Origin of the sequence: Pseudomonas sp. R1-6, assembly GCF_051132115.1 — a bacterium.
Lineage (GTDB): Bacteria > Pseudomonadota > Gammaproteobacteria > Pseudomonadales > Pseudomonadaceae > Aquipseudomonas.
Genome location: NZ_CP071662.1, coordinates 3483388 through 3507093 on the forward strand (window position 1 = coordinate 3483388; position 23706 = coordinate 3507093).

The following is a 23706-nucleotide window of genomic DNA, read 5'->3' on the forward strand; positions in this document are numbered from 1 at the left end:
GCCTTTAAATCTGGCTTTCAATGGGTTTGAGCTGGTCAAATTTCTGCGTGAACGACGACTGAACCTTTGCCCGGGTTGGCTGCTCAATGGCGAGCATTTCGCTCAACATCTGCTCCTGAACCCTCAAGCGGTCCTCGTCACGCTCTGTGCTAAAATCTGGAAAACCCTGTTCTTCCAGCACGACGTCATCGTTGAAATAGTCAGGACGAGGTTTATCAGCCGGTCGAACCATTTGGTTCTCATACCGATATGCCTGCGTCAGGGCCAATATGGTGTTGTCAGCCAATACGAGGTGCTCCGTCACCTTTTTCTCGGCGACAGACTTCTCATTCATGTTGGATTTGAAGCGTTTAATGGCCTGCTTGGCTTTTTTAACGTTCTCGTCGATTTGCGCGAGCGTCGTCTGTTTTTCCAGTTCTAGCTCCTCACGCAGGCGGTCGATAACCTCGACCATGCTCTGATAAGAATCAACGTACGCCCCATAGACCTTCGAATACCCCGGGTAGCGATCTTGCCAGGCGTATCCATGGTGCAATGCGAGCAAGCCAAAAATGACAGTCACAACAAACAGACCAATGCTTTCAAAGTCGCTGAAAGGCGACACCAACGAACTGGCGCTTTCCCAAACCAGTTGCAGCTGATTGGCAGTTTCGTCATCAATCTGAGGCATCACATGGCGGCAGTAAGCCACGAAGCAACCAACCAAAAGTGTCCAAGTAACACCGAATAATCCGCAAACCCATCCGAGGGTTTTGCGACCGCTGTTCACATGGTTTTTGTTAGTAAAGAGACGACCAACGAAAAAGCATCCAACGATGTTGGCGACCGCTAACAGCCCTGCCAGCATCAGACCGGCTAGCAGTCCGCCCTGCATTCCTCCTGCGAAGAAGGTCGAGTTCGCGAATGCTTCCAGCGCGCAACACAACACGAGCACGCCAACCTTTGTTGCATGATCGGTCCAGCCTGCCAGCTTCGCAGGTGTGTCAGGCAGCTTGTTCTCAGACCTGAAGCGATCGAGGATTTCCTTTTGGGCCCGAGTCGTGCGCGCTTCATCCTGAAGTTCAGCGTCTGCCTGGGAGAGAATAGAGTCGGCTTTTCGTACGAACTCCTCACCGAGTTGCACGGTATGGTTCGTCTCTTGAGTCAGGTCGATGCTGTCCAGACGGGCTTGGATTTGCTTGAGCCAACGCTCGCCGCTTTTGAACGTGGCTGCGCGAAGCTTCCCCACGGTACCCATAATCTGGAGTTCAGTTTCCGTTAGACGAGTATCTCTAGCATCAGGGATACCCGACGCACCATGAGCACGAGCGTTTTCCAGGACTCTGAGGTCGGCTTTGATCTTTTCAGGGTCAATTTTAGGAAAGCCTCCTTCTTCGCCGGTCTCGACCCTTTCCCCAAACAAAAATGCCTTAAGCGCCGCCAACAGCTTCCTTAGAAACGACATCACTAACATCCATAAGTCTTTGTTTTAAATGGCTAAACAACTCGAAACGCAACAGTTTCCTGCTTCACGAAGCCAAAAACTGGAGTGATGGAATTATCTGTATAGCCGACTTGGTTGACGGGCGACACGCGACCATGGGCGAATGGCCATCAAATATAACGGGATGATGACGCTCGTCAGGATTCTTAGCAAGATGTGCATTGCGTAGTTCGACAGTAGGAGTGGTGAACTGCAATTCAGAGACTGGATGCTGGAGATGGAGCTCCTTCACCTGTTGGTGCTGACACGTTTTCCACCCTGGCTACCGGAATTCATTGACCACCCCTCCACCCAAAAAATGGCGACATTGCGGGCGATGTTGGAGACAGCATGCGGACCACTCAAAATAAGGAGCCCGGGTCAAAATCGCAGCAGCGTCAGCACGCAGTCATTGACCAACGTAAAATACGCGATATATTGTGCCCGTAACAAAAACAAACCACTACATGATGTGTTTTTTTGTAGAAGTCGACTTAACGATTATATGTAAAAAACCCGCACTCGTAGGAGATTTACGATGACCGATCGACGCCCTATCAACAAAGATGTAAACGTTCCGAAGCCCGGCGGCGGCCAACAGCCTCGCTCTCGAAATCAAGACGGTCAAATTCGAGACAATCGGAGTGACGCCGGTAAACCTCGGAGCAAATAGACCCATGCTGAACTGCGTCGCCCGGTATCCATGAAGTTATCTGGCGATGTAATACATGAAACTGCGTCGTCAATGTGACTTGGATTGAACCTTTCCATCCACCAAGGTCACCACCATATATACGTACACCTCCGTCCCCCATGTATAGATCTGCACGTTGCCGCCGCTGGTGGCCTCCTTACCGGGAATCTTGACGATTTCCAGCACCTGTTCATATGTCATGCCGGGCTTAATTGCAGCGTATTGTTGATCACTGATATTAGGACGCTGGGCTCTTATCGTTTCAAGATCGGGAAAACCGGATTGATAGCTGACGTTGTTACCGTTGCCAGAAATGACCGGACTGTTATTACCACTAGAGTTGTGCGACACCGCCTGCGTCGGCAGGACGAGCGCCGCCACTGATGCCAAGGCTCCCAATATCCCTGCGTACAAACCAATTTGCTTCATGTTTGCCATTTCACTCTCTGGGCTCTGAGATGATTCAGTTATACGGTTACGGCGAAGCGCTGAGCATCAAGGGCGGCAACGGCAGAGAATCCGGCGCCCTTCTTGAAGTTCATGTTATGAACGAAATTCTTCATCGCATCAGACGGATCTATCGTTTCTAGGTTAAGTCCGTCAACGGTTGACCGAGAGAACGCAACACTCAGAATTGGTTCCTCCTCCATATGACCTGTCGAGCTATTGAGCACATTGTCCAGAGCGGTGACGATGACTAGGTCATCCGGCAGGATTGCCAACAACTCTCGACCTACTCGCAGGGTGCAGCTGCATACATAGTCCTGGTGCAGCTCGTTGAACCGCCCGGCAGGCATGGCTTTGGTCGACAATTTGCCGCTTTTGAGAAGAGATTTGATTTCGGTCGGAATCACATCTGAGCCATGGATAGCGACCCGGGCTTCAAGGACACCATCTTCTCGCTCACGCTGCTCATAGAGTGCGCGCTCACGCGGATCTGTTCCATCCATCAGGTCAGGTCTGGTAAGCAGCTTCAGCGCCTGTCCACTTGCAATAATGTCCTCAAACGCACCTGGATCAGGTGACTCAAGCTTCAGCGCTCGCTTACCCATTTTGAAATTGAGTAAGTTATTTCGAAGCGACAGATCTAGAAGCTTACGCTGCCAACGGCCGAGGCGATCGGCTGGGTCGAGTTTGGACAGATCCTCAACTTGCACCTCAATGTTGTCATCGGCGATGCCGATCCCTTCCTCCACCAGAAACGATGGAGCTTCAGCAGATTCAGCAACGGCAACACGCGCGATCTGAGCCTCTGAGCTGGCGAGCGGCTTGATACGTTGCAGACGGGCGCGACGGATATCCAGCAGCATTTCGAAAACACTTTCGGCTTCTTCAGCTACCTGTTTAGTGCCCATCTCTACCGCATAAGAGAATGGCGGTATTGAGTTGTGGGTAATGAGGGTAGTCTCGAACAGCACGAGTTCCTGAAGCTTCACCCGCTTACGTACTGCTGTGACATCATCCACCAGGGCAGTCGTAAACTCTTCGGGCTTAAGCCACAAACCAGCAAAGGCATGACCGTAGGTGAATACGATCACAGGGTTAAGCCCCATCTGCTCCAATGCTGCGCAGAAAAGCAGAGTTAGGTCGAGACATGTAGCCAACCCGGAGTCAGCAATCTGACTGGGGCTACGAATCTTCTGTCCTGATTGTTCAAAGCTAGCCGGCGGCAACGCATAGTCGAGTTTCATGCGCGCCACGGCGCCCCACACTGCCGAAGCCAACTGCCAAGCTCTTTTTGGCCCTCCCTCATATCCATCAAGTGCAGATGGCTTATCGCTAAGACGAAGCAACTCAGCCGCTTGTTTGAGCAACCGCTCAACCGCAGCATCATTCGGTTGAACAAAAGCCGCAGTCATATCGGGTATATGCCGCAATCCGCCCCACTGGTTTCTGGGCAAAAGGTCCACAACCTGCTCAAGCCGAGCAACCTCCTTGCGACCGCTTTCCCGGTCCTTGTCTTCGGCTTCCAGAACGAAGGTAAAGGTCGACATCTCCGCTTCTGTCAGGCGATTCAAGAACGGGCCATCCAGGACAAGATCGAGCCCCGGTATAACCTGGAAGCTATCTGCAGCGATTTCGTCAATCCGCCAGATCTTGGATTTAAATACCTCGGGTGCCGAGCTAAGGGTAAGAGTCGCACTGACGAAACGATCACTCGTCTCGTTCGAGACACGAAGCTCGCGAATCACAGGGATAGCATTCTGGAAATCTGCAAGGTTCAGCTTTGCCACCAAGGTAGCAAGAATCTTTATTTCTTTAGGAGGGACTTCTTCTTGAAGTGTGAGGGGCTGAACGAGGTCGTCCATGCGCAACCATCCTTGTCGTTATGCCCAAGGGAGTGCCGGAATTGGCCGGCCAGAGGGCCCCTCTTGAGCTGATGGCGGGATGATAGCTCTTTCTAGTGAGAGCCGTAATGTGCCTTTGGTCGTTACCGACTTCTCATCACTTCATCGAATGACCGCTAGACACACCGGAGCAATTCGCCCGCCGAAGGCTATTAGGACAAAATCCTATATCAGTCACACATCCGAAAAATCCACTCAGATCCAGCTGTTTTGTGGGGGTAAAACGCGGAAAAATAAAAAAGGGTCGCGAGATAAAATCTCGCAACCCTTTGAAAAATATGGTCGGGACGGAGTGATTCGAACACTCGACCCCTAGCACCCCATGCTAGTGCGCTACCGGACTGCGCTACGCCCCGACTAGGCGTGAATCTTGTTCCGCTTCTCAACGGAACGCTCAGGAATATATCGCAAGCTTTTGAAAACTGGAAGTATTTAAAAGCAGAAATTTATTTCTTGAGCACCACCAGTACATCTTCGAGCTCGGCGATCATCTGGCGGATCATCTGTTTGTACTGGGTTGTATCGTCCTTGGCCTCGTCACCGGAGAGGCGCAGGCGCGCTCCGCCGATGGTGAACCCCTGGTCGTACAGCAGCGCGCGGATCTGCCGGATCATCAGCACGTCCTGGCGCTGATAATACCGTCGGTTTCCGCGGCGCTTGACCGGATTGAGTTGAGGAAACTCCTGCTCCCAATAGCGCAGCACGTGCGGTTTAACCGCACACAGCTCGCTGACTTCACCAATGGTGAAGTAGCGTTTGCCCGGGATGACGGGTAGTTCGTCGTTATGACTTGGTTCCAGCATAAGCCTCAACTCGGGCCTTCAACTTCTGCCCTGGACGAAAGGTGACCACACGGCGAGCCGTGATCGGAATTTCTTCTCCCGTTTTCGGATTGCGGCCAGGCCGCTGGCGTTTGTCCCGAAGGTCGAAATTGCCGAATCCGGACAATTTGACCTGCTCGTTGTCTTCGAGAGCGTGCCTGATTTCTTCGAAAAACAGTTCGACCAATTCTTTGGCCTCCCGTTTATTCAGGCCCAACTCCTCATACAGACGTTCCGCCATCTCAGCTTTCGTCAGAGCCCCCATACGTCACTTCCTTAACGTGGCGTTCAACCTGTGTTCGAGCGAGGTGAGGATATTCTGCGTTGCGGTATTCACCTCATCGTCATTAAGAGTGCGCGATGGATGCTGCCAGGTCAAGCCGACTGCAAGGCTTTTTCTATGCGGATCAATGCCTTTACCTTGATACACGTCAAATAGCCTGAGGTCCGTCAGCCATTCGCCTGCATTTTCACGGATTACTGCCAGTACGGCACTGGATGCAACGCCGACATCGGCTATCAAGGCAAGGTCGCGACGCACTTCAGGAAAGCGCGATAACTCCTGGAATTTCGGCATTTTTCCTTGGGCGACTTCAGCCAGGACCAGCTCGAAAACGTAGACTGGACGATCAAGACCCAGCGTCTTCGACAACTCAGGGTGGATCGCGCCGACATAACCGACTTCACGACCGTCTCGCTCGATGCGCGCGGTCTGACCCGGGTGCAGCGCCGGATGCTTGCCAGGCACGAAGGTGAACGCGCCGAGCGCACCGGCAAAGCCCAGCACCGCTTCCACGTCGGCCTTGACGTCGAAGAAATCCACGCCATCACGACCTTGGGCCCAGCCTTCCGGCAGGCGGCTGCCGCAAACGACACCGGCCAGCATTGGCTCTTGCTTCAGGCCGTCCAACTGACCGACAAAACGCAGGCCGCTTTCGAACAGGCGTACGCGGTCCTGCTGGCGATTCAGGTTGTGCTGGAGCGACTTGATCAGGCCCGGCCACAGGGACGAGCGCATGGCGGCCATGTCATTGGAGATCGGGTTGGCCAACAGCAGTGGCTCAACACCTGGGCTGAACAATTCGAACTGACGCGGATCGATGAAACTGTAGGTGATCGCTTCCTGATACCCACGAGCCACCAGCAGGCGACGCAGCTCCGGCAGGTCACTGCGGGCCTCTGCCTTGGCTTGCGGGGCCAGGCGAGCCTGGGGATAGCGGACCGGCAGGCGATTGTAGCCGTACAAGCGGGCCAGCTCTTCGATCAGATCGACTTCCAGGCTGATATCGAAGCGATGGCTTGGCACTTCGACCTGCCACTGCCCTTCCCCCTCGGCACGGACGGTCAGGCCCAAGGCGTTGAGCAGACGCTCGACTTCGGCCGGGTCCATTTCCATGCCGAGCATCTGGGTGATGCGCTGGGCACGCAGCGTCACCGGCGCGATCTTCGGCAGGTGCTGTTCGCTGACGGTTTCGATGATCGGGCCGGCTTCGCCACCGGTGATTTCCAGCAGCAGACCAGTGGCGCGCTCCATGGCTTCACGGGCCAGTTGCCAATCCACGCCACGCTCATAGCGGTGCGAGGCGTCAGTGTGCAGGCCGTAGGAACGAGCCTTGCCGGCGACGGCGATCTGGTCGAAGAAGGCGCTTTCAAGGAATACATCACGGGTGGTGGCGGAGACGCCACTGTGCTCGCCGCCCATCACGCCTGCAATCGCCAGGGCGCGGGTATGGTCGGCAATCACCAGCGTATCGCTGCGCAAGGCCACTTCCTGGCCATCGAGCAGCACCAGCTTTTCACCTTCTTCAGCCATGCGCACGCGGATGCCGCCGTTGATTTCGGCGAGATCGAATGCGTGCAGCGGCTGACCCAGCTCAAGCATTACATAGTTGGTAATGTCGACAGCCGCGTCGATGCTGCGCACGTCGGAGCGTCGCAGGCGCTCGACCATCCACAGCGGGGTCGGCTTGGACAGGTCGACATTGCGGATCACGCGGCCCAGGTAACGCGGGCATGCGCTCGGCGCCAAGACTTCGATCGGGCGGACTTCGTCATGCACGGCCGGGACACTCGCAACCACCGGGCGAGTGACCGGGGTGGCGTACAACGCGCCGACTTCACGGGCCAGGCCAGCCACTGACAGGCAGTCGCCACGGTTCGGCGTCAGGTCGACTTCGATGCTCGCATCGTCCAGGCCCAGGTATTCACGAAAATCCTTGCCGACCGGCGCATCCGCCGGCAACTCCATCAGGCCGTCGTTGCCTTCGCCAACCTGCAATTCGGCTTGGGAGCACAACATGCCGTTGGACTCGACACCGCGCAGCTTGGCTTTCTTGATCTTGAAGTCACCTGGCAGTTCTGCACCGATCATGGCAAACGGGATCTTCAGGCCGGGACGCACGTTTGGTGCACCGCATACGACCTGGAACGTTTCCCCGCCACTGCTGACCTGGCAAACCCGCAGCTTGTCCGCGTCAGGGTGTTGTTCGGTGCTCAGCACCTCCCCCACCACCACGCCACTGAATGCGCCGGCGGCCGGCGTCACGCTATCGACCTCAAGACCGGCCATCGACAGGCGAGCAACCAGCTCGTCCTGGCTTACCTGCGGGCTAACCCAGCCGCGCAGCCATTGTTCACTGAATTTCATCCTGCTCTCCTAAAGGTTCGTTACGACTAGCGAAATTGCGCGAGGAACCGCAAGTCGTTGTCGAAGAACAGACGCAAGTCGTTCACGCCGTAACGCAGCATGGCCAAGCGTTCCACGCCCATGCCGAAGGCAAAGCCCGAGAATTCTTCCGGATCGATCCCGGACATGCGCAGCACGTTCGGGTGAACCATGCCGCAACCCATGACTTCCAGCCAGCCCGTCTGCTTGCAGACGCGGCAGCCCTTGCCGCTGCACATCACGCATTCCATGTCGACTTCGGCCGATGGCTCAGTGAACGGGAAATACGAAGGGCGGAAGCGCACGGCCAGTTCTTTTTCGAAGAACACCCGCAGGAACTCTTCGATAGTCCCTTTCAGGTCAGCGAAATTGATGTCGCGATCCACCAGCAGGCCTTCGACCTGATGGAACATCGGCGAATGGGTGATATCGGAGTCGCTACGGTACACACGGCCTGGGCAGACGATGCGGATCGGCGGCTGCTGCGATTCCATGGTGCGGACCTGTACCGGAGAGGTATGGGTGCGCAACAACATGTTCGCATTGAAATAGAAGGTGTCATGCATCGACCGGGCCGGGTGGTGGCCTGGGATGTTGAGCGCCTCGAAGTTGTGGTAGTCGTCTTCGACCTCAGGACCCTCGGCAATGCCATAGCCGATGCGGGTGAAGAACTGCTCGATGCGTTCCAGGGTCCGGGTCACCGGATGCAGGCCACCGGAAGTCTGGCCACGGCCAGGCAGGGTCACGTCGATGGATTCGGCCGCGAGCTTGGCCGCCAGGTCCGCCTCCTCGAACAGCGCCTTGCGCGCATTGAGGACTTCTGTGACACGTTCCTTGGCGACGTTGATCAGCGCACCAACCTGCGGACGCTCTTCGGCCGGCAGGTTCCCCAGGGTCTTCATCACCTGAGTCAACTCGCCTTTCTTGCCAAGGTAGTGAACCCGGATTTGCTCCAGGGCATTGATATCTTCAGCGCTTTGCACAGCCTCTAGTGCTTGAGCGACCAGCGCGTCCAGGTTTTCCATGTACAGACTCCAGATACAAAATAGGGGAAGAGCTTTAAGGCTCTTCCCCTATTTATGACGTTTGGCACCCGGGCCCACAGAGGTGAGCCCCGGTGACTGCCGGGGGTACTTAAGCCAAGGTGGCTTTAGCTTTCTCGACAATCGCAGCAAACGCCGCTTTTTCGTTCACTGCCAGATCAGCCAAAACCTTACGGTCGATCTCGATGGACGCTTTTTTCAGGCCGGCGATGAAACGGCTGTAGGACAGACCGTAGGTACGAGCACCAGCGTTGATACGAGCGATCCACAGAGCGCGGAACTGACGTTTTTTCTGACGACGGTCACGGTAGGCGTATTGGCCTGCCTTGATTACGGCTTGCTTGGCAACACGGAATACGCGGGAACGCGCACCGTAGTAGCCTTTAGCAAGTTTCATAATTTTCTTGTGACGCTTACGGGCAATGACGCCACGCTTTACACGAGCCATGAGTTACTTCCTCTATTCTTGATCCAAAAATTAACGAAGGCGCAGCATGCGCTCGACTTTTGCCACGTCAGACGGATGCAGCAAGCTGCTACCGCGCAGTTGACGCTTACGCTTGGTCGACATTTTGGTCAGGATGTGGCTCTTGAAAGCGTGCTTGTGCTTGATGCCGTTAGCAGTTTTCAGAAACCGCTTAGCAGCACCACTTTTAGTTTTCATCTTTGGCATGTTCGGATACTCCGCATTCAGTTGATAAACATAATCGCAAGGCCTGCCGTGCCCTGGTGATTACTTCTTCTTTTTCGGGGCGATGACCATGATCAGCTGGCGTCCTTCCATCTTAGGATGCTGTTCGACCGAACCGTACTCGAGCAGGTCTTGTTCAACCCGCTTGAGGAGTTCCATCCCCAGCTCCTGGTGGGCCATCTCACGGCCGCGGAATCGCAAGGATACCTTGGCCCTGTCCCCGTCACTCAGGAAACGTACCAGGTTGCGCAGTTTTACCTGGTAATCCCCTTCCTCCGTCCCTGGACGAAACTTGATTTCTTTTACCTGAATCTGCTTCTGGTTTTTCTTCGCCGCGGCAATCTGCTTCTTCTTTTCGAAGATCGACTTGCCGTAGTCCATCACCCGGCAAACGGGTGGGACTGCGTCCGCGGAAATTTCCACCAGATCAAGCTTGGCTTCTTCAGCAATACGAAGCGCTTCATCAATCGAGACGATGCCAATCTGCTCGCCATCAGCGCCAATTAACCGAACCTCGCGTGCCGAGATATTCTCGTTGATCGGGGCTTTCGGTGCAGCTCGTTTATCTTGTCTCATTTCACGCTTAATAATAATTACTCCGAATCTGGGCGACCACGCCGGGAAACCGCTTGCGCGAGAAACTCGGCGAATTCGGCGACGGGCATCGAGCCCAGGTCAGCACCTTCACGAGTACGCACAGCGACAGTCTGCATCTCGACCTCCCGATCTCCAATAACCAAGAGAAAGGGAACCTTGAGCAAAGTATGCTCGCGGATTTTAAAGCCGATCTTTTCATTTCTCAAGTCGGACTTGGCACGAAATCCGCTTTGATTGAGAGTTTTTTCGACTTCGGCGGCAAAATCTGCCTGTTTATCAGTGATATTCATGATCACTGCCTGGGTCGGCGCCAGCCATGCGGGGAACGCACCCTCGTAATGCTCGATCAGGATCCCGACGAAACGCTCGAAGGAACCGAGGATCGCGCGGTGAAGCATGACCGGGTGCTTGCGGCTGTTGTCTTCGGACACATATTCAGCGCCCAGACGGATCGGCAGGTTGAAATCGAGCTGCAAGGTACCACATTGCCAGACGCGGCCAAGGCAATCTTTCAACGAGAATTCAATCTTCGGACCGTAGAATGCGCCCTCGCCCGGCTGCAGCTCGTACGCAAGCCCCGCGCTGTCGAGGGCGGCGGCCAGGGCGGCCTCGGCGCGATCCCACAGTTCGTCGGAACCGACGCGTTTTTCCGGACGAGTGGACAGCTTCATTTCAACTTCGGTGAAGCCGAAGTCCCGGTAGACGTCCATGGTCAGCTTGATGAACGCGGCGGATTCAGCCTGCATCTGCTCTTCAGTGCAGAAAATGTGCGCGTCGTCCTGAGTGAATGCCCGCACGCGCATGATGCCGTGCAGCGCACCCGATGGCTCGTTACGGTGGCAAGCACCGAACTCGGCCAGGCGCATCGGCAGCTCGCGATAGCTCTTCAGGCCCTGGTTGAATACCTGCACGTGGCACGGGCAGTTCATTGGCTTGATGGCGTAGTCGCGGTTTTCCGACTGGGTGGTGAACATGTTGTCGGCGTAGTTGGCCCAATGCCCGGATTTCTCCCAGAGGCTGCGGTCGACCACTTGCGGCGTCTTGATTTCGAGATAGCCGTTCTCACGCTGGACTTGACGCATGTACTGTTCCAGCACCTGGTACAGAGTCCAGCCGTTCGGGTGCCAGAACACCATGCCCGGGGATTCTTCCTGGGTATGGAACAGGCCCAGGCGCTTGCCGATCTTGCGGTGATCGCGCTTCTCAGCCTCTTCGATACGCTGGATGTAGGCCGCCAGCTGCTTCTTGTCCGCCCAGGCCGTGCCGTAGACGCGCTGCAACTGTTCGTTCTTCGCGTCGCCACGCCAGTAGGCGCCGGACAGCTTGGTCAGCTTGAAGGATTTCAGGAAACGCGTGTTCGGCACGTGCGGGCCGCGGCACATGTCGACGTATTCTTCGTGGTAGTACAGGCCCATGGCCTGCTCGTCCGGCATGTCTTCCACCAGACGCAGCTTGTAGTCCTCGCCACGGGCCTTGAAGACTTCGATGACTTCGGCGCGCGGGGTGACTTTCTTGATGACGTCGTAATCTTTCTCGATCAGCTGCTGCATGCGCTGCTCGATCGCGGCCATGTCGTCCGGGGTAAAAGGACGCTCGAAGGCGATGTCGTAATAGAAGCCTTCGTCGATGACCGGCCCGATGACCATCTTCGCGCTCGGGTACAGCTGCTTGACCGCATGACCGACCAGGTGCGCGCAGGAGTGACGAATGATCTCCAGCCCCTCTTCATCCTTGGGCGTGATGATTTGCAGCGTGGCATCGCCGTCGATGACATCGCTGGCGTCGACCAGTTTGCCGTTGACCTTGCCGGCCAGGGTGGCCTTGGCCAGGCCCGCGCCAATGGATGCGGCGACCTCGGCTACGGAAACCGGCTGGTCGAATGAACGTTGACTGCCGTCGGGAAGAGTGATAGTTGGCATGGCGCCTCCTCTCCTAGTGGTGACCCCTACCAAAGGTCACGTGGGTTGGGATGAGCCAGTACAAGATCCAGTCCAGGCCATTCAATGACGAACGCCTGCCTTACAGCGGCAGGAGCCTTGCGGCCAACCGGGAAAACCGAACCAGAGTGACTGGGATTCAAATCAGGGTTAATCGAACATTTGCCGCCGCCGGGACCTGTCGTCATCCGGAGCCTGAAAATACCCGAGCCCGGCATGCTAACACAGATGAACGGTCATCGCCGCGCTCGCGTTGAAGCGAACGTAAAAGCGGGGCTTTTATGCCAAAGTGCTGAACTGAAGCGCCCGCAACCCCTCAGATACCAAGACATCGACCCGAAAGGAGCATCTCAGCATGCGTCTGAATACGTTATTCGCAGTAGTCGCCCCCCTCGCCCTGCTGCTCCCGATTGCCGCCCATGCCGACTGGCCAAAGGGCGAGCGCGAAAAATACATGGCCCAGTGCACCCAGGCGGCAACGCCACAGATCGGCGCGGCAGCGGCCAAGTCACACTGCGCCTGTGGCGCCGACGCCATCAAATCCTATCCGGCCAGTGATATCCAGGCTCTGATGGACAACAAGGCCACCCCTGAACTGCAACAGAAAGCCCTCGGCCAGATCGCCAAATGCAAGGCGAATCCGCCTGCGAAAAAATGACGGTTTGGGCGTCAGGAAGGCGCCCGACAGGGGTAAAAAGGCTTGAATAAGCGCTTTTTCCTACGATTTTTGCAGGTTTTTCAGCTTTTTTTATCGTCTTTACGTTCGGCTGAAAGCCTTTGAAACCGGGGCTTCCAGCCCGTTCAGACGGTAAAGAAAACACGACTGATTGGCAAACAGCTCGTCCGGGGGGCTCCCAAATCGAACATTTCGACTATGATACCCGGGTGTGCCCAGTTGGCCTGAGCAGCACAGTACACTGAAAATATATGTTTCTTGGAGATACACCATGTCTAATCGCCAAACCGGCACCGTTAAATGGTTCAACGATGAAAAAGGCTTCGGCTTCATCACTCCTCAAGGTGGCGGTGACGACCTGTTCGTACACTTCAAAGCTATCGAAAGCGACGGTTTCAAAAGCCTGAAAGAAGGCCAGACTGTTTCCTTCGTGGCTGAGAAAGGCCAAAAGGGTATGCAAGCTGCACAAGTTCGCCCAGAGTAATTTCCCGGCGCGCTAAAAAAACCCCGTCCATGTGACGGGGTTTTTTATGGTCAGCTTAAAACCAATCAGCCGCAATTGACCCGGTTGACCACCAGGTTGGCATCGGTATTGAGGTTCAAGCGATCGGAGCGGTACTCAAGCGTCACCATGTCGTTGGGCTTGAGAATACGGGCGTTTTGCGCGCCGGAACGGCTCCGCGCCTGCTCCAGCAACTGGGGCGAGGCCTGCTTGCCAATCGCGAACTCGGCAGCCTTCGCCTCGCAGCGACTATGCCCGGTTTCGGCCGTCACGGGATCAGGGGTCGATTCAGAGGTGCTGCTGCAACCGCTCAAGAGCGCAGCGGCCAGCAAAATACTCAGTGACGCGAGCTTCCAAGGCATGAAGCCTCCTTTTTCAGTGAAATAGCAGAGAGCGTGCGACAACCCAAACGAAACTTGGTTTCAACGCCAAGGCCATCATGGTGCCCTCATCTGGAAAAACGGCAGTTTGCCTGAGCCCTGCCCAGCTGTTCACCGCTCAATCGTGACTGAATATGAATGGCGCTCAGTAGATGTCGATGTAATCGAAGGGCGGGTTCGGCCAGTTGTCTTTCAATGCATTGTAGATTTGCATCACCCAGACCTCATCGCTCGCCGCAACGTTTCCGACATACCCCGAACCCTTCGCCCAGGTTTCAAGCCGAAACAACAAACCTGCGATGTCGACACCGCCTACGACACCCGAGGAAAGATAGGCAATGCCAGCCTTGGTCACACGCAACTGGGTATGTTCGTCATCACTGGCGGACGCGAGCAAATCACGCACGGCCTCGAGGGTGAACGCCTCAGGATCCTTCAAATCGATCTGCACGTAGGAGCCCCCGGGAAAAATAAAAAACCGAGTGTCGCACAGTGCTCGCCTGATGCCTAAGTCGCACTGCCAAACCCACTCCAAAAATGCTTAACTCAGCCTACAGATTTCCCAACCTGCGAGCCCCCGACATGAGCACCGTCAGCATCGAAGCCACCATCAATGCAAAATGGGCGCAGGGCCACAGCTCGTACAGCCCAGGCAGCCCGGAAGAACTGGCGATCCTCAGCATCGAGTTGCTGGTGAAAGAACTCGGGACGCAGGCCGCGCAGAACTTCGTCAAGCAAGCGTTCGAGCGCTATCCGAGCATCATTGAGACAACTGCATAAGGTTCCCGCAGGCAGACGCCTGCGGGGTTGCCTTGAGATGCGTTACTTGAGCCGCGCCAATCGCTCGGTCAGCAGATCGAAGAACCCCTGGGCATCGCCGTCCTTCACCCAAAAAGCATTTTTTGGCGCTTTCAGGCCGTCGTACCAATCGACGACGGTCTGGCCGAAAGTCGGCCCTTCACGGCTGTCCACCACAAGGTTGACCGCACGCCCGCTAAACAGCTGCGGCTTGAGAAGGTAGGCGACCACGGTTGCATCGTGCACCGGCCCGCCCGTCATGCCGTAGTGCTCCATGTCGCCCTTGACGTATTCGTTGAGAATATCGCCGACCAACTTGCTCGCGTTGTTGTTCAGCGCAGCGATCTGCTTCAGGCGTGTCTCGCTGGTAAGGATCTTGTGAGTCACGTCCAAGGGCAGGTAGGTCAGCTTCACACCGCTTTTGGCGACGATCTCCGCCGCCTGAGGATCGGCATATAAATTAAATTCGGCCACCGGCGTGATATTGCCGCCGTTGAAGTGCGCGCCACCCATGATCACCACCTCCTTGATCCCCTGAACGATCCCGGGCTCCTGGACCAGCGCCAAGGCCAGGTTCGTCTGCGGGCCGAGCATGGCAATGGTGATGCTGTGGGGCTTGGCCGCCTTAAGCGTGTCGATTAGGTAATTGACGGCATTGCCCTCGGCCAAGCCTTTCTTCGGCTCGTGCACCGTGACACCCGACAAACCCTCCTTGCCGTGGATGTTTTCCGCGTAGATGGGCGTGCGCATCAACGGTTTCGGCGCGCCGGCATAGACCGGCACCTCTTCGCGACCCGCCCACTCACGGGCCAGGCGCGCATTGCGGGAAGTCTTGTCCAGGCGCACGTTCCCCGCCACGGTGGTCAACGCGCGAACGTGCAACTCCTCGGGGGATGCCAGCGCGAACAACAGCGCAACCACATCATCGGCGCCCGGATCGGTGTCGATGATCAAGTCGATCTTCTCTGCCGCCTGGGCGCTTGTAGCCGTGATGAATGACAAAAGCAGCAGACTCCGCAACAGTTGATGCATTTTTTGAGCATAGCGGTGCATGGCGCACTCCTTGTGCAGGTTGTGAATATCTAGAACGTGACGCCTGCGATCAGCACCACGTTGCAGTACGGTGAGCATTCTCCGGTGCGAATGACCGCCCTCGCCTCGCGAGTAAGCACCTTGAACTGCTCATGGCTGACCAACGCCCGCGCGCCTAAGACGCCTTCGGCGTGCAGCGCCTCTAACGTCGCCAGGGCTGACGGTTGCTTGTCGATAATTTCCTGCGCCAATACATGGCTTTCGACCTGCATCTCGCTGAGCAGCACGTTCAAGGTACTGACAAAATCGGGGACGCCATGGGTCAACGCAAGGTCGATCAGTTCGACGTGTGACGGCACCGGCAGCCCGGCATCACCGATCACCACCTTGTCGCCATGCCCAAGGGAAGCGACCAGGCGTGACAGGGCGATGTTCAACAAAGGAGTCTTTTTCATGATTCGAACGCCTGAACTTCCGACAATGCAGGAATAGAGGGCTGGGCGCCCGCGCGAGTGACCGACAGCGCAGCGGCGACCTGCCCGAAACGAATGGCCTCGACTTCGTCCTTACCGTTCGCCAGGGCCGCCGCGAAACCGCCGACGAACGTATCGCCTGCCGCGGTGGTGTCAACCGCCTTGACCCGCGGCGCGGGGAAGTGTTCGAAGCTCGCTCCGTTGGCGAACAGCAACCCTTGGGCACCCAGCGTTACGATGACCTTGCCGGCGCCCGCCGCGAGCAACTGCGTCGCGGCGGCTTCGGCGGTCTCCAGGGAATCCACGGCCAGGCCACTGAGGACCATCGCTTCGCTTTCGTTGGGGATCAGGTAGTCGACGTAGGCGTACCAGTCGCCCGGCAGGGCATGGGAGGCCGGTGCCGGATTGAGAATGACAATCTTGCCAAGCTCATGGCCGCGCTTGAGCGCATGCCCTACGGTGGCGTCCGGCACTTCCAGTTGGCAGATAATGACATCGGCGCCTTGCAGCACCGCATCAAAACTATCGAGGACGCCGGGCGTCAGCTCACCATTGGCGCCGGCAACGATGACGATCGCGTTCTGGCTGTTGTCATCGACCACGATCAGCGCCACGCCACTGGAGCCCTCCACCACGCTGACCGCCTGGCAATCGATGCCCTCGGCGAGCAGCGCGCCACGCAACTGCTGTCCATAGGCGTCATTGCCGACGCAACCGACCATGGACACTTGCGCACCCAGGCGCGCGGCGGCCACCGCCTGGTTGGCGCCCTTGCCCCCCGGGATGGTGGAAAACGACTCGCCAATCAGGGTTTCCCCACCACGAGGCAGACGCGGCGCACGCGTCACCAGGTCCATGTTCAGGCTGCCTATCACCACTACTTTTGCTGGCATACATCATTACTCATCAATTCGGTTCAGCGGTATTGGGCGAATGTACCGGGCACCGGTGCAGTCGATTCTCGCAAGACAATGCTGGGCGTCACGATCCGCTGGTCAGTGGCAAGCCCCGGCGTTGCGATGCGCCGCAGCAACACCTCGGCCGCCATCTCGCCCAGGTCCAGGATCGACTGCCCCACAGTGGTCAGCGCCGGGTAGACATAACGGCTCATCTGTATATCGTCGAAACCGATGATCGACAGCTCACTGGGCACGCGCACATTGCGTTCGGCGGCGGCGCGCAATGCACCGATGCCGATCATGTCGTTGGCCGCGAAAATCGCGCTGGGCGGCCGTTGCCCAAGCAATTGGGCCGCCGCACGGTAACCGCCGATGCTGGTGAAATCGCTCTCGAGCATGCGCTCGACGGGCAGCTCGATCCCCGCCTCCTTCAGCGCACGGCAATAACCCGCCAGGCGCATCTGTGCCACGCTGGTGTCCGCCGGCCCGCCAATGAAGGCAATGTCGCGATGGCCCAGGTCCAGCAGATGCCGGGTGGCCAGGTACGCGCCATATTCATGGTCGATACGGACCAGGTCCGCATCGACGCCATCGAGGCCACGGTCAACGATCACCATGGGCGTGCGCACGTTGGTCAGGCCCTCAGCCAGGCCGACATCGCCCCCGGCCGACGCCACGATCAATCCGTCGATACGTTTTTCCAGCAGCACCCGCAGATAACTGCGCTGCTTGTCCGGGTTGTCGTCGGAATTGCATAGGATCACGCAGTAGCCATTGCGCTCGCAATAATCCTCGATCCCCCGAGCCAGCTCGGCAAAGTACGGGTTGAGGCTGTTGGGCACCAGCAGACCAATGGTGGCCGTGGTCTTGGCCTTGAGCGAGCGCGCCACGGCGCTGGGCACATAGTCCAACCGTTCGATGGCGGCCTCGACCTTGCGCCGCACCTCGTCACTGACCGGCCGCGTCTTGTTCACCACATGGGACACGGTCGTGTAGGAAATCCCGGCAAGCGCCGCCACATCCTTGATCGTCGCCATGGTTCAAGCCCGCCGACTGGCGCGCTGGCTGCGGTACGTATCGAGCACCACTGCAATCACGATCACCGCGCCGGTGATGATGCGTTTGGTCGGCTCGGTCGCGCCGATCTGGGCCAGGCCTGCCGCCAGCACCGAAATGATCAGCACGCCGAAAAAGGTGCTGATGACCGAGCCGCGCCCGCCCATCAGGCTGGTGCCGCCGATGACCACGGCGGCGATGACTTGCAGCTCGAGCCCCGAGCCTGCGTTGGGGTCCGCCGCTTCCAGGCGAGAAATCTGGAACAGCGCCGCAACACCGGCCAACAAGCCCATCAGGCTGAACACCAGGATCTTGTAGGGCTTGGGGTTGATGCCGGCCAAGCGCACGGCTTCTTCATTGGTGCCGATGCCAATCAGGTAGCGCCCGAACACCGTGCGGGTCAACACCGCTTGGGCAACGAAGATCACCAGTAAGGCGATGATGAACGAAGGCGAAATACCGAAGGCAATCGGATTGGACAGCCAGGCGAAGGAGTCGCCGATATAGGCGGTCCGCGAGCCGGTCATCTGGTACGCCAGCCCCCTGGCCATTTCCAGCACACCCAGCGAAACGATGAACGACGGGATACGCCATGCCACGGTAATTGAACCGGTGACCGTGCCCGCCAATGCCGCCACGGCCATGCCAAGCAAGGCCGATGGCCAGACGCTCCAGCCCCAGCCCAGCACCGCCACGCTGACCGTCGAAGCCGCCAACGCCAGCACCGAGCCCACCGATAAATCGATGCCGCCGATGATCAGGATAAAGGTCATGCCGACCGCCAGCACCATGAGATCGGGGATCTGGTTGGCGAGGGTGCTGAAGGTGTCGTAGGAAAGAAAGTGGCTGCTCAGGACCGAGAACAGCGCGACCATGGCGAGCAAGGCGCCAGCCAGGCCCAGGTAAGTGCCCAGACCATAAAAGTTGCCATTGGATTTGCCGACGGCAGGTGCGGTTTTCATGAGAGATCCCTAGGCGCCGCTTCGTTGAGCAGCGCATCACGTTTCTGGTAGCCGGCGAACGCGGCGGCAAGCAAGTCATCCTGGGTCCAGCTGTCGCGCTCGAATGTGTCGATCAGACGCCCGGCGGAAAGCACACCGATCCGGTCACAAATCAACATCAGTTCCCGCAGGTCACTGGAGACCACGACCAGCGCCTTGCCCTGGCGAGTCAGTTCACCCAGCAACGCATAAATATCGAACTTGGCGCCGACGTCGATGCCACGGGTCGGCTCGTCGAACAGCAGTACTGAGCAATCGCGTTCGAGCCAACGGCCGATCACCACTTTCTGTTGGTTGCCGCCAGACAATTCGGACACCAGCTGCGTCGGGCTGGAACTGCGGATGCGCATGGCGTCGATCTGCCGCTGCGCCAAGGCCTGCTCCGCGCTGCCATTGACCAGGCCGGCACTGGATATCTCCGGCATGTTGCCCAGCGCGATGTTGGCGGCGATGGATTGGCTCAACAGCAAGCCCTCGCCCTTGCGATCCTCGGTGATCAAGGCAATGCCGTGGGCCACCGCATCGGCCGGGGAACGGATGCTGACCACATTGGCTGGCGAGCCCAGTGCCACCGTACCGCTGTCGGCTACATCCGCGCCGAAGATCAACCGCAACAGCTCCGTGCGCCCTGCCCCGATCAGCCCGGAAATACCGAAGATTTCACCGCTGCGAACTTCGAACGACACATCGCGGACCTTGTCGGAACGGGTCAGGCCCTTCACGGTCAGCGCGGGGGCGCCGATCTGGCGCGGGCCCAGGTCGATATGCTCGCCCAGCTCCCGACCGACCATCAGCGTCACCAACTGCTCACTGTTGTAGTTGGCCATCGGCTCGACGCAGACCAGGTTGCCGTCGCGCAGCACCGCAATGCGCTGGGCCACCCGCGCCAGTTCCTCAAGACGATGGGAGATATAAATGATCGAGACGCCGCGGGCCTGCAAGCGGGTGATCTGCTCGAAGAGCATTTCGACTTCGCGGGCCGTTAGCATCGCGGTCGGCTCATCGAGAATCAGCACATGGCAATCGCCGATCAGGTTGCGGGCGATCTCGACCATCTGCTGATGACCGATGCCCAGTTCACCGACCAGCGTGTCGGGATCGATTGCATCGAGCCCCACCTGGGCCATGGCGTCGATCGCCGCTTTGCGTAATTGCTTGCGACTGATCCAGCCGCCGTGGCTGGGCAGGTTGTCGAGGAACAGGTTCTCGGCCACGGAAAGAGTCGGCAGCAGGTTGAGTTCCTGCATCACCATGCGCACGCCCAGCTCTTCCGCCTGGGTCCGGCTGCCGGGACGGTAATCCTGCCCGTGGAACTGCATCTGCCCCGTCGTCGGCGTGACCAGCCCACCGATGATCTTGGACAAGGTACTTTTGCCGGCGCCATTTTCACCGGTCAACGCCAGCACTTCACCGCGCATCAACGTCAGGTTGATATCGCTCAGTACCGGCTGGGCATAGGTCTTGCCGATACCGCTGACGCACAGGACAGCGTTCGGGTCGCGAACGGACATAACAAACTCTCCAATGCGCCCACCCGGACGGGCGAGCGCCGTTGTGTCGCCAGGATTACTGCTTGGTCACCAGCTCGACCGGAGTTTCGATAACGCCGTTGGCGCCGCTGTCGACTTTTTCGCCCTTGAGCATTTTCAATGCGGTCTCGATGCCGAACACCGCCTGCTTGGCAGCGAACTGGTCGGCGGTTGCCAGGACACGGCCGTCCTTGAGCATCGGCTTGATGGCGTTGATGTTGTCGTAGCCGACCACTTGCACCTTGCCCGCCTTGCCAGCCGCGCGCACGGCCGAGACCGCACCTACCGCCATGCTGTCGTTGCCGGCCAGCAGCGCCTTGATGTTCGGGTATTCGCTGAGCATCGACGAGGCAACCTGGTTGCCCTTGTTGATCTCCCAATCGCCCGATTGCAGGGAAACGACCTTGATCTGCGCGGCCTCCATCGCATCCTTGAAGCCCGCAGTACGCGCCTGGGCGTTGGTGGTGGTTGACACGCCTTCGATGATACCCACCTCGTCACCAGCCTTGAGCTCCTTGGCCAGGTATTCGCCCACCAGGCGAGCGCCCTTGCGGTTGTCAGGGCCTACGAAAGGCACCGTAATGTTCTTGCTCTTGACCACCGCTGGATCGAGTTGATTGTCGATGTTGATCACAGTGATGCCGGCATCGACGGCTTTCTTGATCACCGGAACCATGGCCTTGGAATCGGCAGGCGCGATGATCAGCGCGTCGACCTTGGACACGATCATCTGCTCGACGATGCGGATCTGGTTGGCGGTGTCGGTTTCATCCTTGATCCCGTTGGAGATCAGGTCGAAGTCGGCGGAGTGTTCTTTCTGATAAGCCTTGGCGCCATCCTCCATCGTCAGGAAGAATTCGTTGGCCAGGGATTTCATGACCAGGGCAACCTTGGGTTTTTCGGGAGTCTGGGCGAGCGCCGAGGAGAAAGGCAGCGCAGCGGATGCGGTCGCGAGCATGGCAACGGCGAGCAGGCGACCAGCGAATGGCAGCTTCATGGGTTCACTCCGATTTTATGATTATTGTGAGCAAAAATCGTCATACGACGACTGCGCAAACGTTTGCGTGGAATGAACTATGGTAAAGCATCGGCGTTTTGTCAACGCTCCGGTTTTATCCGGAACATTGTGGATCAAGCCGTGGTGTTGACCAGCGTCCCCGAACTGGAATCCTTCGCCAATTCCTTGATCAAGCTGCCCGTGACTTCCTGCAGCGCACCGGTGGTATCGGCGATCTGTCCCTGGATGGCCATGATCGCGGCAGTCTTGGCTTCAGGCGTGGAATAAGGACGCGCCTGCGCAGCGGCGAGCTGCTGCTGTTGCTCACGCAGTTGCTGCTGTAGCTCTTGCATGCGCTTGAGCAGGACTTTCATGGCGATGCTTTGGGTGCTGTCGCTTTTTTCGGTCTTGCTCTCGGCGTCGGTATGCAGGTTCGCGCGCACCTTACCGGGCGCTTGCGTTTCGCCAAGGGCTTGGTCGGCAGCATCGGCGGTTGCCTCGCTCAAGGCATTCAACGTCGCTGCGGATTTACCGCCGATGGTGACGGCGGCGGCATTTGGAAAGCCGATTGAAAAGCTCATGTCTCGCTCCATGAATGAATTCCTACAAGGTAGATCGTCCATTGGCGCGTTTTCTTTAGCCTCACAACCCAACCTTCCTTCAGACCGTTCTGCTCCGGTTAACCGAACAGCAAACAGCTTGATGTTCGGAAATCCGGCCATGCATCCACCGAAGGGGCATCTCCTCAAATACACATCGTTTTGATTTTCAAGGCGTTAGAAGGTAGACCCACGCTTGCGCAGCAGTGGTACGGATCGTGCTCTGAGAGGAGTGCTCTCGGCATTCAGGTCTGCCAGAGCATCTAGATGAATCCTCATGACTAGAGAGAAAAATAATGACATCTGCCTTAAAGACTCTTGTTCCGGGCGCTTTGGCCCTCTTGCTGCTCCTGCCCAGCGCCCTTCAGGCGAAAGAAAACCCGGTTGAGCAAAAGCTCTCCAACGTCGTCATCCTCGCCACGGGCGGCACCATCGCCGGCGCCGGCGCGAGCTCCGCCAACAGCGCCACCTACCAGGCAGCCAAGGTCGGTATCGAACAACTGATCGCCGGCGTACCGGAGCTCAGCCGGTTGGCCAACGTGCGCGGCGAACAGGTGATGCAGATCGCATCGGAGAGCATCACCAACGAAAACCTTTTGCAACTGGGACGCCGTGTCGCCGAGCTGGCCGACAGCGAGGATGTCGACGGCATCGTCATCACCCACGGCACCGACACGCTGGAGGAGACCGCTTATTTCCTGAATCTTGTCGAGAAAACCGACAAACCGATCATTGTCGTCGGCTCGATGCGGCCCGGCACCGCAATGTCTGCCGATGGCATGCTCAATCTCTACAACGCCGTGGCGGTCGCCAGCAGCAAGGAAGCGCGCGGTAAGGGCGTACTGGTGACCATGAACGATGAAATCCAGTCGGGCCGTGATGTGAGCAAGATGATCAACATCAAGACCGAGGCATTCAAAAGCCCGTGGGGCCCGCTGGGCATGGTGGTGGAAGGCAAATCCTACTGGTTCCGCCTGCCGGCCAAGCGTCACACCTCCGGCTCGGAGTTCGACATCAAGACCATCAAGAGCCTGCCGGACGTGGAAATTGCCTACTCCTACGGCAACGTCAGCGACACCGCGTACAAGGCCCTGGCCCAATCCGGCGCCAAGGCGATCATCCACGCCGGCACCGGCAACGGTTCGGTGTCTTCGCGCGTCGTTCCTTCGTTGCAGGCCTTGCGCAAGGAAGGCGTGCAGATCATTCGTTCGTCACACGCCAACGCAGGTGGTTTCGTACTGCGAAACGCCGAACAGCCTGACGACAAATACGACTGGGTCGTAGCCCACGACTTGAATCCTCAAAAGGCCCGTATCCTGGCAATGGTTGCCCTGACCAAGACCCAGGACAGCAAGGAGTTGCAGCGAATTTTCTGGGAATATTGATTTCCCCCGCCCGACCGAGACCGGTCGGGCACCGCTTTTTTCATCATCCGCCCCACGGGCCCATTACCAGGTCCGGTAAAAAATCACCTTCGTCCTACATCAAAATGAAAAAAGCGCTGTC

General features: G+C 57.7%; 25 protein-coding genes and 1 tRNA gene. 4 read left to right on the forward strand and 22 right to left on the reverse strand.

Annotated features, from left to right (window positions below):
* Nucleotides 1-4: 4 nt before the first annotated feature.
* From J3P81_RS15615 to thrS, 12 genes are all read right to left on the reverse strand, one after another.
* Nucleotides 5-1444, reverse strand: coding sequence for a hypothetical protein (locus J3P81_RS15615; RefSeq protein WP_434559651.1), 1440 nt, complete (start codon nt 1442-1444; stop codon nt 5-7).
* A gap of 760 nt (nt 1445-2204) precedes the next feature.
* Nucleotides 2205-2594, reverse strand: coding sequence for a hypothetical protein (locus J3P81_RS15620; RefSeq protein WP_434559653.1), 390 nt, complete (start codon nt 2592-2594; stop codon nt 2205-2207).
* A gap of 29 nt (nt 2595-2623) precedes the next feature.
* Nucleotides 2624-4465 carry a DUF4011 domain-containing protein gene (locus J3P81_RS15625; protein ID WP_434559655.1) on the reverse strand — a complete coding sequence of 614 codons (1842 nt, stop codon included), beginning with the start codon at nt 4463-4465 and terminating at the stop codon, nt 2624-2626.
* 318 nt (nt 4466-4783) lie between these two features.
* Nucleotides 4784-4860 (reverse strand) — tRNA-Pro (locus J3P81_RS15630).
* Between the two features lie 90 nt (nt 4861-4950).
* The gene (locus J3P81_RS15635) at nt 4951-5307 is read right to left on the reverse strand and encodes a MerR family transcriptional regulator (protein WP_003179985.1); all 357 of its coding nucleotides are present in this window, start codon (nt 5305-5307) and stop codon (nt 4951-4953) included.
* Complete coding sequence (gene ihfA / locus J3P81_RS15640; RefSeq protein ID WP_002553164.1) at nt 5288-5590, reverse strand: integration host factor subunit alpha; 303 nt, start codon at nt 5588-5590, stop codon at nt 5288-5290. Before ihfA ends, J3P81_RS15635 begins: the two co-directional genes overlap by 20 nt.
* 3 nt (nt 5591-5593) lie before the next feature.
* On the reverse strand, nt 5594-7972 hold the full coding sequence (gene pheT, locus J3P81_RS15645) for a phenylalanine--tRNA ligase subunit beta (protein ID WP_434559657.1): 2379 nt from the start codon (nt 7970-7972) through the stop codon (nt 5594-5596).
* 26 nt (nt 7973-7998) lie between these two features.
* Entirely contained in the window at nt 7999-9015 is a 1017-nt protein-coding gene (pheS, locus tag J3P81_RS15650; protein ID WP_207964006.1) for a phenylalanine--tRNA ligase subunit alpha, read from the reverse strand.
* Between the two features lie 109 nt (nt 9016-9124).
* Nucleotides 9125-9481 (reverse strand): 50S ribosomal protein L20, encoded by a 357-nt coding sequence (rplT, locus tag J3P81_RS15655; protein ID WP_039592831.1) that lies wholly within the window; start codon nt 9479-9481, stop codon nt 9125-9127.
* A 30-nt stretch (nt 9482-9511) separates the two neighbouring features.
* A complete protein-coding gene (rpmI, locus tag J3P81_RS15660) occupies nt 9512-9706 on the reverse strand; it encodes a 50S ribosomal protein L35 (RefSeq protein ID WP_002553160.1) in 195 nt (64 codons plus the stop codon).
* Between the two features lie 60 nt (nt 9707-9766).
* Nucleotides 9767-10318, reverse strand: coding sequence for a translation initiation factor IF-3 (gene infC / locus J3P81_RS15665; protein WP_169432615.1), 552 nt, complete (start codon nt 10316-10318; stop codon nt 9767-9769).
* On the reverse strand, nt 10318-12240 hold the full coding sequence (gene thrS, locus J3P81_RS15670) for a threonine--tRNA ligase (RefSeq protein ID WP_434559659.1): 1923 nt from the start codon (nt 12238-12240) through the stop codon (nt 10318-10320). The genes infC and thrS overlap by 1 nt, the downstream gene beginning before the upstream one ends.
* Before the next feature lie 373 nt (nt 12241-12613).
* Between thrS and J3P81_RS15675 the strand changes: the two genes are divergently transcribed.
* Both J3P81_RS15675 and J3P81_RS15680 read left to right on the forward strand, forming a co-directional pair.
* Nucleotides 12614-12916, forward strand: a complete 303-nt coding sequence (locus J3P81_RS15675; RefSeq protein WP_420765836.1) for a hypothetical protein — start codon at nt 12614-12616, stop codon at nt 12914-12916.
* 289 nt (nt 12917-13205) lie between these two features.
* Nucleotides 13206-13418 carry a cold-shock protein gene (locus J3P81_RS15680; RefSeq protein WP_003179963.1) on the forward strand — a complete coding sequence of 71 codons (213 nt, stop codon included), beginning with the start codon at nt 13206-13208 and terminating at the stop codon, nt 13416-13418.
* A 65-nt stretch (nt 13419-13483) separates the two neighbouring features.
* Here the strand turns inward: J3P81_RS15680 and J3P81_RS15685 are convergent, their stop codons facing one another.
* Together J3P81_RS15685 and J3P81_RS15690 are read right to left on the reverse strand one after the other, a co-directional pair.
* Entirely contained in the window at nt 13484-13798 is a 315-nt protein-coding gene (locus J3P81_RS15685; RefSeq protein WP_434559661.1) for an I78 family peptidase inhibitor, read from the reverse strand.
* Between the two features lie 163 nt (nt 13799-13961).
* Nucleotides 13962-14267, reverse strand: coding sequence for a hypothetical protein (locus tag J3P81_RS15690; RefSeq protein WP_434559663.1), 306 nt, complete (start codon nt 14265-14267; stop codon nt 13962-13964).
* Nucleotides 14268-14398: 131 nt separating this feature from the next.
* On the opposite strand from J3P81_RS15690, the gene J3P81_RS15695 reads away from it, so the two are divergent.
* The gene (locus tag J3P81_RS15695; RefSeq protein ID WP_434559665.1) at nt 14399-14596 is read left to right on the forward strand and encodes a hypothetical protein; all 198 of its coding nucleotides are present in this window, start codon (nt 14399-14401) and stop codon (nt 14594-14596) included.
* A 42-nt stretch (nt 14597-14638) separates the two neighbouring features.
* Here the strand turns inward: J3P81_RS15695 and J3P81_RS15700 are convergent, their stop codons facing one another.
* The 8 genes from J3P81_RS15700 to J3P81_RS15735 form a co-directional block, all read right to left on the reverse strand.
* Nucleotides 14639-15667 carry a nucleoside hydrolase gene (locus tag J3P81_RS15700; protein WP_434559667.1) on the reverse strand — a complete coding sequence of 343 codons (1029 nt, stop codon included), beginning with the start codon at nt 15665-15667 and terminating at the stop codon, nt 14639-14641.
* A 29-nt stretch (nt 15668-15696) separates the two neighbouring features.
* Nucleotides 15697-16101: a D-ribose pyranase gene (gene rbsD, locus J3P81_RS15705; protein WP_434559669.1), complete on the reverse strand. Its 405-nt coding sequence runs from the start codon at nt 16099-16101 to the stop codon at nt 15697-15699.
* Nucleotides 16098-17012 (reverse strand): ribokinase, encoded by a 915-nt coding sequence (gene rbsK / locus J3P81_RS15710; RefSeq protein WP_434559671.1) that lies wholly within the window; start codon nt 17010-17012, stop codon nt 16098-16100. The genes rbsD and rbsK overlap by 4 nt, the downstream gene beginning before the upstream one ends.
* Before the next feature lie 23 nt (nt 17013-17035).
* Nucleotides 17036-18055 carry a LacI family DNA-binding transcriptional regulator gene (locus J3P81_RS15715; RefSeq protein WP_420765829.1) on the reverse strand — a complete coding sequence of 340 codons (1020 nt, stop codon included), beginning with the start codon at nt 18053-18055 and terminating at the stop codon, nt 17036-17038.
* A gap of 3 nt (nt 18056-18058) precedes the next feature.
* A complete protein-coding gene (locus J3P81_RS15720) occupies nt 18059-19036 on the reverse strand; it encodes an ABC transporter permease (RefSeq protein WP_039592822.1) in 978 nt (325 codons plus the stop codon).
* Nucleotides 19033-20586, reverse strand: coding sequence for a sugar ABC transporter ATP-binding protein (locus J3P81_RS15725; protein ID WP_434559673.1), 1554 nt, complete (start codon nt 20584-20586; stop codon nt 19033-19035). The genes J3P81_RS15720 and J3P81_RS15725 overlap by 4 nt, the downstream gene beginning before the upstream one ends.
* A gap of 55 nt (nt 20587-20641) precedes the next feature.
* Nucleotides 20642-21601, reverse strand: coding sequence for a sugar ABC transporter substrate-binding protein (locus tag J3P81_RS15730; RefSeq protein ID WP_420765827.1), 960 nt, complete (start codon nt 21599-21601; stop codon nt 20642-20644).
* 134 nt (nt 21602-21735) lie between these two features.
* Nucleotides 21736-22182: a hypothetical protein gene (locus tag J3P81_RS15735; protein WP_434559675.1), complete on the reverse strand. Its 447-nt coding sequence runs from the start codon at nt 22180-22182 to the stop codon at nt 21736-21738.
* 314 nt (nt 22183-22496) lie between these two features.
* Between J3P81_RS15735 and J3P81_RS15740 the strand changes: the two genes are divergently transcribed.
* Nucleotides 22497-23585 carry an asparaginase gene (locus J3P81_RS15740; RefSeq protein WP_420765825.1) on the forward strand — a complete coding sequence of 363 codons (1089 nt, stop codon included), beginning with the start codon at nt 22497-22499 and terminating at the stop codon, nt 23583-23585.
* Nucleotides 23586-23706: the final 121 nt, after the last annotated feature.

Excerpts from the sequence above, each read along its gene's own strand:
- J3P81_RS15675 (WP_420765836.1), top strand. The coding sequence starts at position 12,614 with ATGCGTCTGAATACGTTATTCGCAGTAGTCGCCCCCCTCGCCCTGCTG.
- J3P81_RS15715 (WP_420765829.1), bottom strand. The coding sequence starts at position 18,055 with ATGGCGACGATCAAGGATGTGGCGGCGCTTGCCGGGATTTCCTACACG.
- J3P81_RS15685 (WP_434559661.1), bottom strand. The coding sequence starts at position 13,798 with ATGCCTTGGAAGCTCGCGTCACTGAGTATTTTGCTGGCCGCTGCGCTC.
- pheS (WP_207964006.1), bottom strand. The coding sequence starts at position 9,015 with ATGGAAAACCTGGACGCGCTGGTCGCTCAAGCACTAGAGGCTGTGCAA.
- rbsK (WP_434559671.1), bottom strand. The coding sequence starts at position 17,012 with ATGCCAGCAAAAGTAGTGGTGATAGGCAGCCTGAACATGGACCTGGTG.
- rpmI (WP_002553160.1), bottom strand. The coding sequence starts at position 9,706 with ATGCCAAAGATGAAAACTAAAAGTGGTGCTGCTAAGCGGTTTCTGAAA.
- J3P81_RS15635 (WP_003179985.1), bottom strand. The coding sequence starts at position 5,307 with ATGCTGGAACCAAGTCATAACGACGAACTACCCGTCATCCCGGGCAAA.
- J3P81_RS15740 (WP_420765825.1), top strand. The coding sequence starts at position 22,497 with ATGACATCTGCCTTAAAGACTCTTGTTCCGGGCGCTTTGGCCCTCTTG.
- J3P81_RS15730 (WP_420765827.1), bottom strand. The coding sequence starts at position 21,601 with ATGAAGCTGCCATTCGCTGGTCGCCTGCTCGCCGTTGCCATGCTCGCG.
- pheT (WP_434559657.1), bottom strand. The coding sequence starts at position 7,972 with ATGAAATTCAGTGAACAATGGCTGCGCGGCTGGGTTAGCCCGCAGGTA.
- J3P81_RS15680 (WP_003179963.1), top strand. The coding sequence starts at position 13,206 with ATGTCTAATCGCCAAACCGGCACCGTTAAATGGTTCAACGATGAAAAA.
- J3P81_RS15695 (WP_434559665.1), top strand. The coding sequence starts at position 14,399 with ATGAGCACCGTCAGCATCGAAGCCACCATCAATGCAAAATGGGCGCAG.
- J3P81_RS15620 (WP_434559653.1), bottom strand. The coding sequence starts at position 2,594 with ATGGCAAACATGAAGCAAATTGGTTTGTACGCAGGGATATTGGGAGCC.
- rplT (WP_039592831.1), bottom strand. The coding sequence starts at position 9,481 with ATGGCTCGTGTAAAGCGTGGCGTCATTGCCCGTAAGCGTCACAAGAAA.
- rbsD (WP_434559669.1), bottom strand. The coding sequence starts at position 16,101 with ATGAAAAAGACTCCTTTGTTGAACATCGCCCTGTCACGCCTGGTCGCT.
- J3P81_RS15735 (WP_434559675.1), bottom strand. The coding sequence starts at position 22,182 with ATGAGCTTTTCAATCGGCTTTCCAAATGCCGCCGCCGTCACCATCGGC.
- J3P81_RS15625 (WP_434559655.1), bottom strand. The coding sequence starts at position 4,465 with ATGGACGACCTCGTTCAGCCCCTCACACTTCAAGAAGAAGTCCCTCCT.
- thrS (WP_434559659.1), bottom strand. The coding sequence starts at position 12,240 with ATGCCAACTATCACTCTTCCCGACGGCAGTCAACGTTCATTCGACCAG.
- J3P81_RS15725 (WP_434559673.1), bottom strand. The coding sequence starts at position 20,586 with ATGTCCGTTCGCGACCCGAACGCTGTCCTGTGCGTCAGCGGTATCGGC.
- J3P81_RS15720 (WP_039592822.1), bottom strand. The coding sequence starts at position 19,036 with ATGAAAACCGCACCTGCCGTCGGCAAATCCAATGGCAACTTTTATGGT.
- J3P81_RS15615 (WP_434559651.1), bottom strand. The coding sequence starts at position 1,444 with ATGTCGTTTCTAAGGAAGCTGTTGGCGGCGCTTAAGGCATTTTTGTTT.
- J3P81_RS15700 (WP_434559667.1), bottom strand. The coding sequence starts at position 15,667 with ATGCACCGCTATGCTCAAAAAATGCATCAACTGTTGCGGAGTCTGCTG.
- ihfA (WP_002553164.1), bottom strand. The coding sequence starts at position 5,590 with ATGGGGGCTCTGACGAAAGCTGAGATGGCGGAACGTCTGTATGAGGAG.